The organism is Variovorax sp. TBS-050B (assembly GCF_029893635.1).
GTDB lineage: Bacteria > Pseudomonadota > Gammaproteobacteria > Burkholderiales > Burkholderiaceae_C > Variovorax.
Window position 1 is genome coordinate 1,398,107 of sequence record NZ_JARXYR010000002.1, and the last position, 13,372, is coordinate 1,411,478.

Genomic DNA, 13,372 nt, shown 5'->3' on the forward strand with positions numbered 1-13,372 from the left:
GGCAACGCGTTCGACTTGCAAGGGCCGCAGGAGTTGCCGCGCCAGGCGGATTTGTAGAATCGATTATCCATGACAGCACCCCCGCCCCCGGCCATCGCGCCCGCTCCCCCTGCCATTCCCGTGACCTGGGCCGATCCGCAGCGGGCCGCGGCTTTCGAGGCCTGGCTGGCCGGCATCGCCGAAGCGCAGCGCCTCCAGCCCGGCACGGTGCGGCTCGCGTCGGCCGATGCGAGCTTCAGGCGCTACTTCCGCGTCGATGCCGCCGGCGGCGCGGGCACGCGCATCGTGATGGACGCCCCGCCCGACAAGGAGAACAGCGAGCCCTTCGTGCAGGTCGCGCGGCTGATGGCCGAGGCCGGCGTGAAGGCGCCGCAGGTGCTGGAATGGGACCGCGCCAACGGCTTCCTGCTGCTCGACGACCTCGGACGGCAGACCATGCTGGACGTGATCGACCCGGCCCGGCCCGACGCCAGCCGCCCGCTCTACGACAAGGCCATCGACGCGCTGGTCCGCTGGCAGCTCGCCTCCAGGCCCGGCGTGCTGCCGCCCTACGGCCGGGCGCTGCTCGAACGCGAGCTGGCGCTCTTTCCCGAGTGGTACGTCGGCCGCCACCGCGGCATCGCGGTCGAGGGCAAGCTCAAGGAGCGGCTCGAACGCAGCTTCGCGCTCATCGTCGAAAGCAACCTGGCCTCGCCGAGCGTCTACGTGCATCGCGACTTCATGCCGCGCAACCTGATGGTGGATGCGGCCCCCGAGGGAGCGCTCGGCGTGCTCGACTTCCAGGACGCGGTCCACGGGCCGATCACCTACGACATCGCGAGCCTGATGCGCGACGCCTTCCTGAGCTGGGACGAGGAGTTCGTGCTCGACATCACGGTGCGCTACTGGCAGGCCGCGCGCAAGGCGGGGCTGCCCGTCGACGAGGATTTCGGCGCCTTCTACCAGGCGGTCGAGTGGATGGGGCTGCAGCGCCATCTGAAGGTGGCGGGCATCTTCGCCCGCCTCACGTTGCGCGACGGCAAGCCGCGCTACCTGGCCGACACGCCGCGCTTCATCGGCTACATCCGCGCCACCGCGAGCCGCTACAACGAACTGACGCCGCTGCTGCGCGCGATCGACGAGATCGAAGGCACGTCGCCGCTCGTCGGCTTCGCCTACGGCCGGGTCTAGGGACCGCACCCCCCGGATGCCCCGCTTCCACTGCCCCGTGCCCCTGGCCGCCGGTGCCACGCTGGCGCTGCCGCCCGGCGCGGCGCGCCACGTGCAGGTGCTGCGGATGCAGCCGGGCGAGGCGCTCACGCTGTTCGACGGCCGGGGCGGCGAATACGCGGCCACGGTCGAGCGCATGGGGCGCAGCGATGTCTCGGTGACGGTCGGCGCGCATTCGGCCGTCGAGCGCGAGGCGCCGCGCGCGGTGCACCTCGCGGTGGGCATGCCGGCCAACGAGCGCATGGACTGGCTGGTCGAGAAGGCCACCGAACTCGGCGTGGCGAGCATCCAGCCGCTGATGACCGCGCACGGCGTGCTGCGCCTTTCGGGCGAGCGCGCCGAGAAGAAGCGCGCGCACTGGGAGGCGATCGCCGTCGCGGCCTGCGAGCAGTGCGGCCGCAACCGCGTGCCGGCGATCCATCCGGTGCGCCCGTTCTCGAACCTCCCGGCCTGGGCCGACCTGCCCGCCGGGCCCGGCGCGCTGCGGCTGGTGCTGAGCCTCGCCGACGGCACGCGGCGCCTCGCCGAGGCCGCGGCCGCGGCACCCGCTGGCGGCGCCGTGCTGGTGCTCAGCGGCCCCGAGGGCGGCCTGAGCGGCGCCGAGGAGCAGGAGGCGCTGGCCCGCGGCTTCGCGCCGGTCACGCTCGGCGCGCGCGTGCTGCGCGCCGAGACCGCGGCGCTCGCGGCGCTCGTCGCGCTCGCCGAGCCCTAGAAGGCCTGCGCGGACCGCCTTCCCGTCTTGTTTGCTTCACCCGTTTCCATCCCGACAGAAAAGGACCCTCACGCCATGCACCGCTCCCCACGCGCCCTTCGCCGCCTCGCTCCCCTCGCTCCGCTGGTCCTCGCGATGCTCTGCGCGGTGCAGGGCGCGCAGGCCCAGAACAACGCGGTGGCTCCCACGCCGGCCCAGGTCTCGCCCGAGGTGGAAAAAGCCTTCACCCAGCTGCTCGCGGCGCCGGCGGTGCAGAAGCTGCTCGACGCGGTCAAGGCCGACCACGACCGCTCGGTCGAGGACCTGAAGATGCTGACGGAGATCGAAGCGCCGCCCTTCAAGGAGCAGAAGCGCGCCGAAGCCTTCCTCGCGCGCATGAAGGCGCTCGGCCTCGCGGACGCGAAGATCGATGCCGAGGGCAACGTGGTCGGACTGCGCAAGGGCACCGGCAACGGCCCGAAGCTGCTGGTCTCGGCCCACCTCGACACCGTGTTTCCGAGCGGCACGGACGTGAAGGTGAAGGAGCGCGACGGCAAGCTCCATGCGCCCGGCATTGCCGACGACACGCGCGGCCTCGCGGTGCTGCTGTCGTGGCTCAAGGTGCTCAACGACCAGAAGATCCAGACCGTGGGCGACCTGCTGTTCGTCGCCAACGTCGGCGAGGAAGAGCTCGGCAACCTGCGCGGCATGAAGGCCATCTTCCGCGACCACCTCGACATCGACGGCATGGTCGGGATCGAGCCTTCGCCCGACGGCAACGTGCTGATCCTCGGCACCGCGAGCCACCGCTACGAGGTCACGTTCAAGGGACCGGGCGGCCACAGCTTCGCGGCCTTCGGCCAGGTGCCGAGCGCGATCCACGGCATGGGGCGCGCGATCGCCAAGATCGCCGAGGTGCGCACGCCCACCTTCCCGAAGACCACCTTCACCGTCGGCACCGTGGGCGGCGGCACCTCGGTGAACACCATCGCGCCCGACGCGCGCATGGCGATCGACATCCGCTCCGACGACATGGCCTCGCTGCTCGAGACCGAGAAGAAGATCCTCGCCGCCATCGACGAAGCGGTGGCCGAGGAGAACAAGCGCTGGAACGTGGGCACGCTGAGCGCGAGCAACAAGCTGATCGGCGACCGCCCGGGCGGTCGCACGCCGCCGGATTCGGTGATCGTCGAGGCGGCCACGCGCTCGAACACCGCCTTCGGCCACAAGACCCTGCTGCGCGGCGGCAGCACCGACGCCAACGTGCCGATGTCCTACGGCGTGCCCGCGATCATCATCGGCGGCGGCGGCAAGGCCGCGGGCTTCCATGCGCTGAGCGAGTCGATCGACGTGACAGATGCATGGAAGGGCGCGCAGAATTCGCTCGTGACGGTGCTCGGCCTCGTCGGCGTGCAAGGGGTGAGCCCCGCGCTGCTGCCCAAGCGCCCGGCGCGTACCAAGTAATTTGTCACGCTCCCGCCCTCGCAAGGGGCGGTTGCATCCGGCCCTCGCCCCCGCCGGGCTCAGAATGCCGGCGGTTCTTTGACATACCTCGGAAGGAAACGGACATGGGAATGCTCGACTCGGTACTCGGCCAGGTGCTCGGAGGCGCGGCCTCTCCACAGTCCTCGCAAGGCGCGGGCATGGGCGAGCTCGGCGGCCTCGCCGGCGTGCTCGGCAGCCTGCTGGCCAACAACGGCAGCCAGGGCGGCCTCGGCGGGCTGGTCTCCAAGTTCGAGCAGGCCGGCATGGGCGACGTGGTCGGCTCCTGGATCGGCACCGGCGAGAACCGGCCGGTCTCGGGCGACCAGGTGCAGGACGCGCTCGGCAGCGACACGATCGCCAACATCGCCGCGAAGCTCGGCATCAACGCCCAGACGCTGCTGCCGATGCTCGCGACCATGCTGCCGGTGCTCATCGACAGGCTGACGCCCCACGGCAAGCTGCCGGCGCAGGGGGTGGACAACCCGAACGACCTGCTGGCCACGCTGGGCGGCCTGCTGCAGAACCGGCAGCCGTGAGCCGCTGCCACCGCTGCTGCCACACCGCGCCCGGGAGGGCGCTTTTTTTTTCCCGCCCCCTCGCCATGAACCGCAACCTCTGGCTCCTCGCCATCTGCCAGGGCCTGTTCCTCACGAACAACGTCACCTTCATCGCGATCAACGGCCTGGTCGGCCTGAGCATCGCGCCGCGCGGCTGGATGGCCACGCTGCCGGTGATGGGCTACGTGGTGGGCGGCGCGCTCGCCACCGGACTCGTGGCGCGCACGCAGCAGCGCTTCGGCCGCCGCGGCTCGTTCCAGATCGGACTGGCCGTGGCGTTCGGCTCGGCGCTGCTGTGCGCCTTCGCGGCGATCTCGAAGAACTTCTGGCTGCTGTGCTTCGCCACCGTGGTGGCCGGCTACTACGCGGCCAATGCGAGCCTCTACCGCTTCGCGGCGGCCGAGCTTGCGGTGCCGGCCTGGCGCGAGAAGGCGGTCTCGCTGGTGATGGCCGGCGGGCTGATCGGCGCGGTGGCGGGCCCGAACCTCGCGGCCGCCACGCGCGAGGCGCTGGCGGTGCCGTTCGCGGGCGCCTACCTCGCGCTGGCGGCGGTGGCGCTGCTCGCGATGCTGTTCATGCGCTTCATCGAGTTTCCGCCGGCACCGCCGCGCCGGCAGGGCGCGGCCGGCCGCCCGCTGGGCGAGATCATGCGGCAGCCGGTCTTCATCGTCGCGGCGGCCGCGGGTGCGCTGGGCTTCGGCGTGATGAACCTGCTGATGGCCGCCACGCCGATCGCGATGCAGATCTGCAGCCTGCCGTTCTCGGATGCCGCACTGGTGCTCGAGTGGCATGTGATCGGCATGTTCGCGCCGGGCTTCTTCACCGGCCATCTGATCCGCCGCTTCGGCGCGCTGCCGGTGATGGGCGTGGGGCTGGTGCTCAACTTCGCCTGCATCGCGATCGCGCTCTCGGGCGTGGACCTGCACCACTTCCTCGCGGCGCTGTTCCTGCTCGGCGTGGGCTGGAACTTCCTGTTCACCGGCAGCACCACGCTCTCGCTCACCGCGTACACGCCGGAAGAACGCGACCGTGCCCAGGGCGCGCTCAACTTCTGCGTGTTCGGCACGCTCGCGCTGAGCTCGTTCGCCTCGGGCGTGCTGGTGACCACCCAGGGCTGGCAGCTGCTGAACTACGGCTCGCTGGTGCCGGTGGCGATCACCGGCGCCGCGCTGCTGTGGCTCGGGCAGCGCAACCGGCGCGCAGCGGCCGCGAACGCCTGAGACCCGGCCGCTTCAGGCCGCCTGCGCCGCCGTGCGGCGTGCGGCCGGCAGCGCCGCGATCACTTCGGCCACGGCGGCCGTGAGCTTCTTCGCATAGGGCACGTGCAGGAACTCGTTCGGGCCGTGCGCATTGCTCTTCGGCCCGAGCACGCCGCAGACCATCATCTGGGCCTTGGGGAAGCCGGCGCTCAGCATGTTCATCAGCGGGATCGTGCCGCCCTGGCCGATGTAGCCGCAGGAGGCACCGAAATGCGCCTTCGACGCCTTGTTGAGCGCATCCTCGAACCACGGCGTGATCGTGGGCGCATTCCAGCCGGTGGCGCCGCCGCCGCTCTCGAAAGTGACGCGGGCCTGGTAGGGCGCGTTGTCCTCGAGCAGCGTCTTGAGCTCCTGCACCGCCTGGGCCGCATCGACCAGCGGCGGCAGCCGCAGCGAGAGCTTGAAGGCGGTGTAGGGCCGCAGCACGTTGCCGGCGTCCTTGAGCGCCGGGAAGCCCTCGGCGCCGGTCACCGAGAGCGTGGGCTTCCAGGTGCGGTTGAGCAGTGCCTCGACCGGGTCGGTGGTGGTCGGCAGCGCGAACACGGTCGAGCCGCCGCAGTCGTAGTGCGCCCATGGAAAGCGCTTGTAGACCTCGTCGCCGAGGATCGCGGCCGTGGCCTTCGCCTGCGCGAGGCGGTCCGCGGGCACTTCGCAGTGGAAGCTCGCGGGCAGCAGGCGGCCGGTCTTGCTGTCCTCGAGGCGGTCGAGCACCTGCCGCATGATGCGGAAGCTGGAGGGCACGAGCCCCGAGGCGTCACCCGAGTGGATGCCCTCGGTCAGCACCTCGACCTTGAGCGTGCCGCTCGCCATGCCGCGCAGCGAGGTGGTGAGCCAGAGCTGGTCGTAGTTGCCGGCGCCCGAGTCGAGGCAGATCACGAGCTCGACCTCGCCGAGCCGCGATCGCAGCGCATCGACGTAGGGCAGCAGGTCGTAGGAGCCGCTTTCCTCACAGGTCTCGATCAGGCCCACGATGCGCGGATGCGCCGCGCCCTGGTTCTTGAGCGCCTGCAGCGCGGCGATGCTCGCGTAGACCGCATAGCCGTCGTCGGCGCCGCCGCGGCCGTAGAGCAGGCCGTTCTCGTACTTGGGCGTCCAGGGGCCGAGGTCGTTGCGCCAGCCGGTGAACTCGGGCTGCTTGTCGAGGTGGCCGTACATCAACACCGTCTCGCGCATGTCGGTGCCGCTGGCCGGCACCTCGAAGAACAGCACCGGCGTGCGCCCTTCGAGGCGCACGATCTCGAGCTTCAGGCCCTCGACCTTCTGCGCCTCGACCCACGCCGCCGCATTGCGCAGCACGGTGTCGAGGTGGCCGTGGGCCGACCAGTCCTTGTCGAAGCCCGGCGACTTGGCCGGGATCGCGATGTAGTCGGTGAGCTGCTTCAGGATGTCGCCGTCCCACTGGGCGGTGACGTCGGACAGGGCGCGCTCGGCGTCGAGCGTGCCGGCGGGCATTTCGCGGTGCAGGGGGGCGTTCATCGGGGTTCTCCGCGCGGAAGGAAAAAGGAGGAAAAGCGCATTTTGCGCCCGGCCGCGACCCCGCGTAGAGTGCGGTGATCTCAACCCGAAAGCGCACTGTGAGCAAGGCATCATCGACTCGGAACCCGGCGATCCGGGTGGGCATCGGCGGCTGGACCTACGAGCCCTGGCGCGACAACTTCTATCCCAAGGGGCTCGCGCACGCGAAGGAGTTGAGCTATGCGAGCCGCAAGGTCAGCGCCATCGAGGTCAACGGCACCTACTACAGCACCTTCAAGCCCGAGACCTTCCGCAAGTGGCACGACGAGGCGCCCGAGGACTTCGTGTTCTCGATGAAGGCCTCGCGCTTCTCGACCAACCGCAAGGTGCTCGCCACCGCGGGCGAATCGATCGAGCGCTTCATCGACAGCGGCGTGAGCGAACTGGGCGACAAGCTCGGGCCCATCGTGTGGCAGTTCATGCCCACGAAGCAGTTCGATGCCGAGGACTTCGAGGCCTTTCTCGCGCTGCTGCCGAAGAAGGAGGGCAGCCGCACCCTGCGCCACGTGATGGACGTGCGCCACGAGAGCTTCATCGTGCCGGCCTACCGGGCGCTCGCGAAGAAGTACAAGGTGTCGACCGTGTTCACCGATGCCGACAAGTTTCCCTCGTTCGAGGAGCCCGAGGGCGACGTGGCCTATGCACGGCTCATGATGGCCGACGCCAAGCAGAAGACCGGCTACGCGCCGAAGGCGCTCGACGCCTGGGCCGAGCGTGCGCGCGGATGGACCACCGCGCCGAAGAAGCGCGAGGTGTTCGTCTACTTCATCAACGGCGCCAAGGAAAAGGCACCGGCCGCGGCCGGTGCCCTGCTGGAGCGCCTGGGATGGACCCCGCCCGCGGCGGCTTAGCGGGCCTGCGGGCGCCGCCGGGCCGCTCCCAAGGCGGCCCGCGCCTCCCCCTCGGGGGGTGGCGTTACACGCAGCGAAGCGGAGTGAAAAGCCGGGGGGCCGTGGTCAAGCTGCGGCTTGCAGTGCCGGCTTGGCGCCGAAGCTGATCTCGCCGGAAATCTGGCCGCCTTCCTCGATCACGATTTTGCCGTAGCGGATCTTGCCCGTGACCTTGCCGGTCGAGTGGATCACGAGCTTCTCGCGCACCGTGAGGTTGCCGTCGAAGATGCCGCGGATCTCGGCGATGTCGATCTCGGCCGAGCCCTTGAACTCGCCCTGTTCGGCGATCTGCATCAGGCGCGAGTCCATGGTCGCTTCGACCAGGCCTTCGACGACGAGCGTGTCGCAGTCGGTGATCTCGACGCCCTTCAGCTTGATGTTCGGGCCGACCGTGAGCTTGCTGCCACCTTCCTTCGCGGCGGCGGGAGCGGGCGCCGCGCCGAGACCACCTTGCTGGGCCGTGAGCGACGAGGGATTGACGGGCGAACCCGAGAGATTGGTGCCCGAGCCCACCAGCGGCGCGGGGCGGGAGGTCAACGAATCGCTGTCACGATCACGCTTGCCGAAAAAGGGGGACTGTGTGGCCAATGGGGAGCTCCTCAACAAAGCGACTATCGTAAGAACGCGTCCGCGGCCCGCGGCACTTCATTGCGCAATAAACGTAACCGAATAAGTCCCTGCCACGCCGCATGGCCACAATGGCGATTCACGTGACCCCGGCATCCCCAGATGACACGACCGCACACCGATTCCACCGCCCGGACCTTCGCCGTCTCCTCGGACACCGACTCGCGCTTCGACAAGCCCGCCTCCGGCTGGCGGCGCAGCCTCTTCACGGTGATCTTCGAGGCCGACACGCGCGCCGGGCTGATGTTCGACCTCGCGCTGATCGCGGTGATCGTGACCAGCGTGCTGGTCGTGATCCTCGACAGCGTGCAATCGATCCGCGAGCAATGGCGGCCGCTCTTCAACAGCTTCGAATGGGTGTTCACCATTCTTTTCACGCTCGAGTACATCGCGCGGCTCGCGTGCGTGAACCGGCCGCTGCGCTATGCGCTGAGCTTCTACGGCGTGATCGACCTGCTCGCGCTGCTGCCGACCTACCTGGTGGCGTTCGCGCCCGAGCTCGCCTACCTCATCGACGTGCGCGTGCTGCGGCTTCTGCGCGTGTTCCGCATCTTCAAGCTCTCGCGCTACTCGGTCGAATACCGCGCGCTGGTCTCCGCCGTGGCCGCGAGCCGGCGCAAGATCATCGTGTTCGTGGGCTTCGTGACGCTGGTGGTGCTGGTGATGGGCACGCTGATGTACGTGGTCGAGGGGCCGCAGCACGGCTTCACGAGCATCCCGACGGCGATCTACTGGGCGATCTCGACCATGGCCACGGTGGGCTTCGGCGATCTGGTGCCGAAGACCGACCTCGGCCGCGCGATCGCCTCGGTGATGATGCTGCTGGGCTGGGGCGTGCTGGCGGTGCCGACGGGCATCGTCACCGCCGAGATGGCGCGCCGCGGGCCCGACGACGAGGGCGTGCCGCTCGGCGGCCGCGGCATCCTGGCCATGACGCCACCGCCCGCCGCGCCGCCGCGTCGGCTCACGCCGGCAGCCAGGCGACGCGCCCTTCTGCAGCATCGTCGAGGCGGGCGATGAAGGCGTCGGCCTCGGGCGCGGGAAGCCGGAACGCGAAGCGCACCGCATCGCCGTGGTCCACGTCCTCGAGCACCGCGCCGGCCGCCGCGAGTTCGCGCCGCACCAGGCCCTCCAGCGCATAGGACACGGCGCAGCACAGGCTGCGCTGGCGCACCAGCGGCACCAGCGCGGCGCCGAGCAGTGCCTGCGCCACCGCATCGGTGTAGGCGCGCACCAGTCCGCCGGCGCCGAGCTTCACGCCGCCGAAGTAGCGCACCACCGTCGCGAGCGCGCCTTCGATCTGCTGGTGCCGCAGCACCTCGAGCATCGGCCGGCCCGCGGTGCCGCCCGGCTCGCCGTCGTCGTTGGCGGCCGACGCGCCGCCGGCCATCAGCGCCCAGCACACGTGCGCCGCCGCAGGGTGCGCGGCACGCAGGGCGGCGACCACGGCCTGCGCGGCCGCGCGATCGGCCACGGGCTGCACGCAGCCGATGAAGCGGCTCTTCCTGACGACCAGGTCGCTGTGGACCGGCTGCGCCAGCGTGAAGCTCATCCGCCCCGCTCGAACTTGAACACCGCCGTGCCCGCGCGCGCATTGGGCAGCCAGCGCACCGGGCGGCCTTCCTGCAGCCCGAAGGCATCGAGCACGCGCAGCCGGTTCTTCTGCGCCAGCACTTCGAAGTCCTTGAAGGTGCCGACGCGGATGTTGGGCGTGTCGTACCACTGGTAGGGCAGCCGGCGCGTCACGGGCATGCGGCCGCGCGCGATGCTGATGCGGTTCGGCCAGTGCGCGAAGTTCGGGAAGGCGACGATGCCGATGCGGCCCACGCGCGCGGTCTCGCGCAGCATGACCTCGGCGTTGCGCAGGTGCTGCAGCGTGTCGATCTGCAGCACCACGTCGAAGGAGGCGTCGTCGAACATCGCGAGGCCTTCGTCGAGGTTGAGCTGGATCACGTCGACGCCGCGGCGGATGCACTGCAGCACGTTGCCGTCGGCGATCTCCACGCCGTAGCCGCTGCAGCCGCGCTCGCGCTGCAGCAGGTCGAGCAGGGCGCCGTCGCCGCAGCCGAGGTCGAGCACGCGCGCGCCCTCGGGCACGAGCGAGGCGATGAGGCGCTGGGTCTCGATGTCGCTCATTGCGCGATCTCCTGCGCCACGCGCTCGAAGTAGGAGCGCACCACGCCCATGTAGCGCACGTCGTCGAGCAGGAAGGCGTCGTGCCCGTGCGGCGCGTCGATCTCGGCATAGCTCACGTTGCGGCGGTTGTCGAGCAGCGCCTTCACGAGTTCGCGGCTGCGTGCGGGGGAGAAGCGCCAGTCGGTCTTGAAGCTCACGAGCAGGAACTTGGCGGTGGCACGCGCCAGCGCCTCGCTGAGGTTGCCGCCGTGCGCGCGGGCCGGGTCGAAGTAGTCGAGCGCGCGCGTGATCAGCAGGTAGGTGTTGGCGTCGAAGTACTCGCTGAACTTGTCGCCCTGGTAGCGCAGGTAGCTCTCGATCTGGAACTCGATCTCCTGCGTGGAGTAGCGGTAGTCCTGCCCCGGCAGCGTCTCGCCTTCGACCGCATTGCGCAGGATGCGCCCGAACTTCTCGTTCATGACGTCGTCGCTGAGGTAGGTGATGTGGCCGATCATGCGCGCGATGCGCAGGCCGCGCTTGGGCACCACGCCGTGCTCGTAGAAATGGCCGCCGTGGAAGTCGGGGTCGGTCACGATGGCGCGGCGCGCCACTTCGTTGAAGGCGATGTTCTCGGCCGTGAGGTTGGGCGCGCTCGCCACCACCACGGCATGGCGCACGCGCTCGGGGTACTGCAGCGTCCACGACAGCGCCTGCATGCCGCCCAGGCTGCCGCCCATGACGGCCGCGAGCGTGCGGATGCCGAGCGCGTCGAGCAGCGCGGCCTGGGCATCGACCCAGTCTTCGACCGTCACCACGGGAAAGTCGGCGCCGTACACGCGGCCGGTGGCCGGGTTGACGTGCATCGGTCCGGTGGAGCCGAAGCAGGAGCCGAGGTTGTTCACGCCGATCACGAAGAAGCGGTCGGTGTCGACCGGCTTGCCCGGTCCCACCATGTTGTCCCACCAGCCCTCGGAGCGGGCCTGTCCCTCGTAGGTGCCCGCGACGTGGTGCGAGGCATTGAGCGCATGGCACACCAGCACCGCGTTGCTGCGCGCAGCGTTCAGCGTGCCGTAGGTCTCGTAGGCGAGCGTGTAGCCGGCCAGCGAGGCGCCGCTGCGCAGGGCCAGCGGACCCGCGAACTGCATCGACTGCGCAGTGACGACCAATGGAGTTGACGACGACATGAATGAAAAAACCCGGCTCGCCAAAAACGGGCCGGGTCGATCGCCAACGGACTGTCTTTAGCTGAATTTATAAAGCGCCCGCAAGCTGAAGCAAATCGGCGCAAGGCGGAGTATAGCCCCCAGGCTGCGCGCAGTTCGCGTCGCTTTCGGCAACTCCCTTGGAAGGGCGGCAGCACCGGCGGCCCGGCAGAGCCGGTTCCGCGGTGTTCCCGCGAGCCCCCTTCTTACGGCCAGCCAATGATCATGAGAACGCCAAGCACGAGGAAGATCGCGGCCGAGATGCCGTGCACCAGCTTGATCGGCACGCGCCGCACGATGCGCTCGCCGAGCCACACCACGGGCGCATTGGCCAGCATCATTCCGAGCGTGGTGCCCACCACCACCCAGAGGTAGGCCTCGGTGAAGCGCGCGGCCAGCATGACGGTGGCGATCTGCGTCTTGTCGCCCATCTCGGCGAGGAAGAAGGCGACCAGCGTGGTGCCGAAGACGCCGTAGTGCGACGCGGCCGGCGCATCGTCGTCGTCGAGCTTGTCGGGAATGAGCATCCAGGCCGCCATCGCGATGAAGGAGCCGCCGAGGATCCAGCGCAGCACCTCGGGGCCGAGCCAGCGCGTGATGTAGTTGCCGACGGCGCCGGCCAGCGCATGGTTGACGACGGTGGCGACGAAGATTCCGAAGACGATCGGCCAGGGTTTTCTGAAACGGGCCGCGAGCAGCAGGGCCAGCAACTGGGTCTTGTCGCCCATTTCGGCGAGCGCAACAACGCCGGTTGCAACGAGAAAAGCTTCCATGAAAAAGGGTTCCTTGGCCGAAGGACGCAATTGACCGTGCAACACCTTCGGCCGAATTTCCCGAAGCTGCACGGTCAAAGGTCTCGCCAGGTGAATCCACTGCACGCGCCATGTCCCGTGTGGGGCAGGACAAGTCTGTTGACGCGGGCCCTTCTCGCGATGGAAGGCGGCTACTCCCCAATGACGCGGCGGATTGTACCTGCTCGGCCTGGGGTTCTCCCCAATATTGCAAGCGTGCGCTAACTTTTATTGGTTTCGAGGACGCTGCCGGATGCGGCAAATTCCTGCTTGCATTTCATGTATTTCACCCATAATGCACGAGCCTCCCTCTTCAATTTGCCGAGGAGGCAGTTCGGTGATCGGTCAGTTTCGCGCAGCTCGACGGCTCGTTTGAGTGGTGCTTTCGGGACTCCGTCGCTTTTCTTGCTTTGTGTTTATAGGAGTCCCTGGATGGGCAACAAACTGTACGTCGGCAACCTGCCTTACTCGGTGCGCGACGGTGATCTCGAACAGGCTTTCGGACAATTCGGCTCGGTGACCAGCGCCAAGGTCATGATGGAGCGCGACACGGGCCGCTCGAAGGGCTTCGGCTTCGTCGAGATGGGAAGCGACGCGGAAGCGCAAGCCGCCATCAACGGCATGAACGGCCAGCCCCTCGGCGGCCGCAGCGTCGTCGTCAATGAAGCACGTCCGATGGAAGCGCGTCCCCCGCGCAGCGGCGGCTACGGCGGCGGCGGTGGTGGTGGTTATGGCGGCGGTGGTGGTGGCGGCTACGGCGGCGGCGGCGGCGGTGGTGGTGGCGGCTACGGTGGTGGCGGCGGTGGCCGCTCCGGCGGTGGCGGCGGCTACGGCGGCGGTGGTCGCAGTGGCGGCGGCGGTGGTGGTGGCGACGGCGGTTTCCGCAGCCCCTACGGCGCCGGTCCGCGCGGCGGTGGCCGTTCGGGCGGTGGCGGCGGCTACGGCGGCGGCGGCAACAGCGGCTACTGATCCTCAGCGCCGAAAACGACAAAGGCTCCCTCGGGAGCCTTTTTCATTGACGCGCGGGCCGG

Annotated in this window: 14 protein-coding genes and 1 riboswitch; of the genes, 8 read left to right on the forward strand and 6 right to left on the reverse strand. The window is 69.4% G+C overall.

What is annotated here, in order from left to right; all coding sequences use genetic code 11:
* The first annotated feature begins 69 nt into the window (after window positions 1–69).
* From M2165_RS09695 to M2165_RS09715, 5 genes are all read left to right on the forward strand, one after another.
* Entirely contained in the window at window positions 70–1,170 is a 1,101-nt protein-coding gene (locus tag M2165_RS09695; RefSeq protein ID WP_280814435.1) for a phosphotransferase, read from the forward strand.
* 16 nt (window positions 1,171–1,186) lie between these two features.
* Window positions 1,187–1,921: a 16S rRNA (uracil(1498)-N(3))-methyltransferase gene (locus M2165_RS09700; protein WP_280814436.1), complete on the forward strand. Its 735-nt coding sequence runs from the start codon at window positions 1,187–1,189 to the stop codon at window positions 1,919–1,921.
* Between the two features lie 75 nt (window positions 1,922–1,996).
* Window positions 1,997–3,364, forward strand: a complete 1,368-nt coding sequence (locus M2165_RS09705; protein WP_280814437.1) for a M20/M25/M40 family metallo-hydrolase — start codon at window positions 1,997–1,999, stop codon at window positions 3,362–3,364.
* A 104-nt stretch (window positions 3,365–3,468) separates the two neighbouring features.
* Window positions 3,469–3,921: a YidB family protein gene (locus M2165_RS09710; protein ID WP_280814438.1), complete on the forward strand. Its 453-nt coding sequence runs from the start codon at window positions 3,469–3,471 to the stop codon at window positions 3,919–3,921.
* A 65-nt stretch (window positions 3,922–3,986) separates the two neighbouring features.
* Window positions 3,987–5,162, forward strand: a complete 1,176-nt coding sequence (locus M2165_RS09715) for an MFS transporter (RefSeq protein ID WP_280814439.1) — start codon at window positions 3,987–3,989, stop codon at window positions 5,160–5,162.
* Between the two features lie 12 nt (window positions 5,163–5,174).
* On the opposite strand, the gene M2165_RS09720 is transcribed toward M2165_RS09715, so the two are convergent.
* The gene (locus tag M2165_RS09720; RefSeq protein ID WP_280814440.1) at window positions 5,175–6,677 is read right to left on the reverse strand and encodes a M20 family metallopeptidase; all 1,503 of its coding nucleotides are present in this window, start codon (window positions 6,675–6,677) and stop codon (window positions 5,175–5,177) included.
* A 98-nt stretch (window positions 6,678–6,775) separates the two neighbouring features.
* Between M2165_RS09720 and M2165_RS09725 the strand changes: the two genes are divergently transcribed.
* Window positions 6,776–7,567, forward strand: a complete 792-nt coding sequence (locus tag M2165_RS09725; protein ID WP_280814441.1) for a DUF72 domain-containing protein — start codon at window positions 6,776–6,778, stop codon at window positions 7,565–7,567.
* Between the two features lie 105 nt (window positions 7,568–7,672).
* Here the strand turns inward: M2165_RS09725 and M2165_RS09730 are convergent, their stop codons facing one another.
* Window positions 7,673–8,194, reverse strand: a complete 522-nt coding sequence (locus M2165_RS09730; RefSeq protein ID WP_280814442.1) for a polymer-forming cytoskeletal protein — start codon at window positions 8,192–8,194, stop codon at window positions 7,673–7,675.
* A gap of 141 nt (window positions 8,195–8,335) precedes the next feature.
* Here M2165_RS09730 and M2165_RS09735 point away from each other — a divergent pair, with 141 nt between their 5' ends.
* Window positions 8,336–9,253 (forward strand): ion transporter, encoded by a 918-nt coding sequence (locus M2165_RS09735; protein ID WP_280814443.1) that lies wholly within the window; start codon window positions 8,336–8,338, stop codon window positions 9,251–9,253.
* On the opposite strand, the gene M2165_RS09740 is transcribed toward M2165_RS09735, so the two are convergent.
* The 4 genes from M2165_RS09740 to M2165_RS09755 form a co-directional block, all read right to left on the reverse strand.
* Complete coding sequence (locus M2165_RS09740) at window positions 9,198–9,785, reverse strand: YigZ family protein (protein ID WP_280814444.1); 588 nt, start codon at window positions 9,783–9,785, stop codon at window positions 9,198–9,200. The two genes, M2165_RS09735 and M2165_RS09740, sit on opposite strands and share 56 nt — an antisense overlap.
* Window positions 9,782–10,369, reverse strand: a complete 588-nt coding sequence (gene metW, locus M2165_RS09745; RefSeq protein ID WP_280814445.1) for a methionine biosynthesis protein MetW — start codon at window positions 10,367–10,369, stop codon at window positions 9,782–9,784. Before metW ends, M2165_RS09740 begins: the two co-directional genes overlap by 4 nt.
* Window positions 10,366–11,532: a homoserine O-acetyltransferase gene (locus tag M2165_RS09750; protein ID WP_280814446.1), complete on the reverse strand. Its 1,167-nt coding sequence runs from the start codon at window positions 11,530–11,532 to the stop codon at window positions 10,366–10,368. Before M2165_RS09750 ends, metW begins: the two co-directional genes overlap by 4 nt.
* Window positions 11,533–11,756: 224 nt before the next feature.
* Window positions 11,757–12,323: a TMEM165/GDT1 family protein gene (locus tag M2165_RS09755; protein WP_280814447.1), complete on the reverse strand. Its 567-nt coding sequence runs from the start codon at window positions 12,321–12,323 to the stop codon at window positions 11,757–11,759.
* A 13-nt stretch (window positions 12,324–12,336) separates the two neighbouring features.
* Window positions 12,337–12,515, reverse strand: a riboswitch (yybP-ykoY riboswitch).
* A 258-nt stretch (window positions 12,516–12,773) separates the two neighbouring features.
* Here M2165_RS09755 and M2165_RS09760 point away from each other — a divergent pair.
* Complete coding sequence (locus tag M2165_RS09760) at window positions 12,774–13,310, forward strand: RNA-binding protein (RefSeq protein WP_280814448.1); 537 nt, start codon at window positions 12,774–12,776, stop codon at window positions 13,308–13,310.
* Window positions 13,311–13,372: the final 62 nt, after the last annotated feature.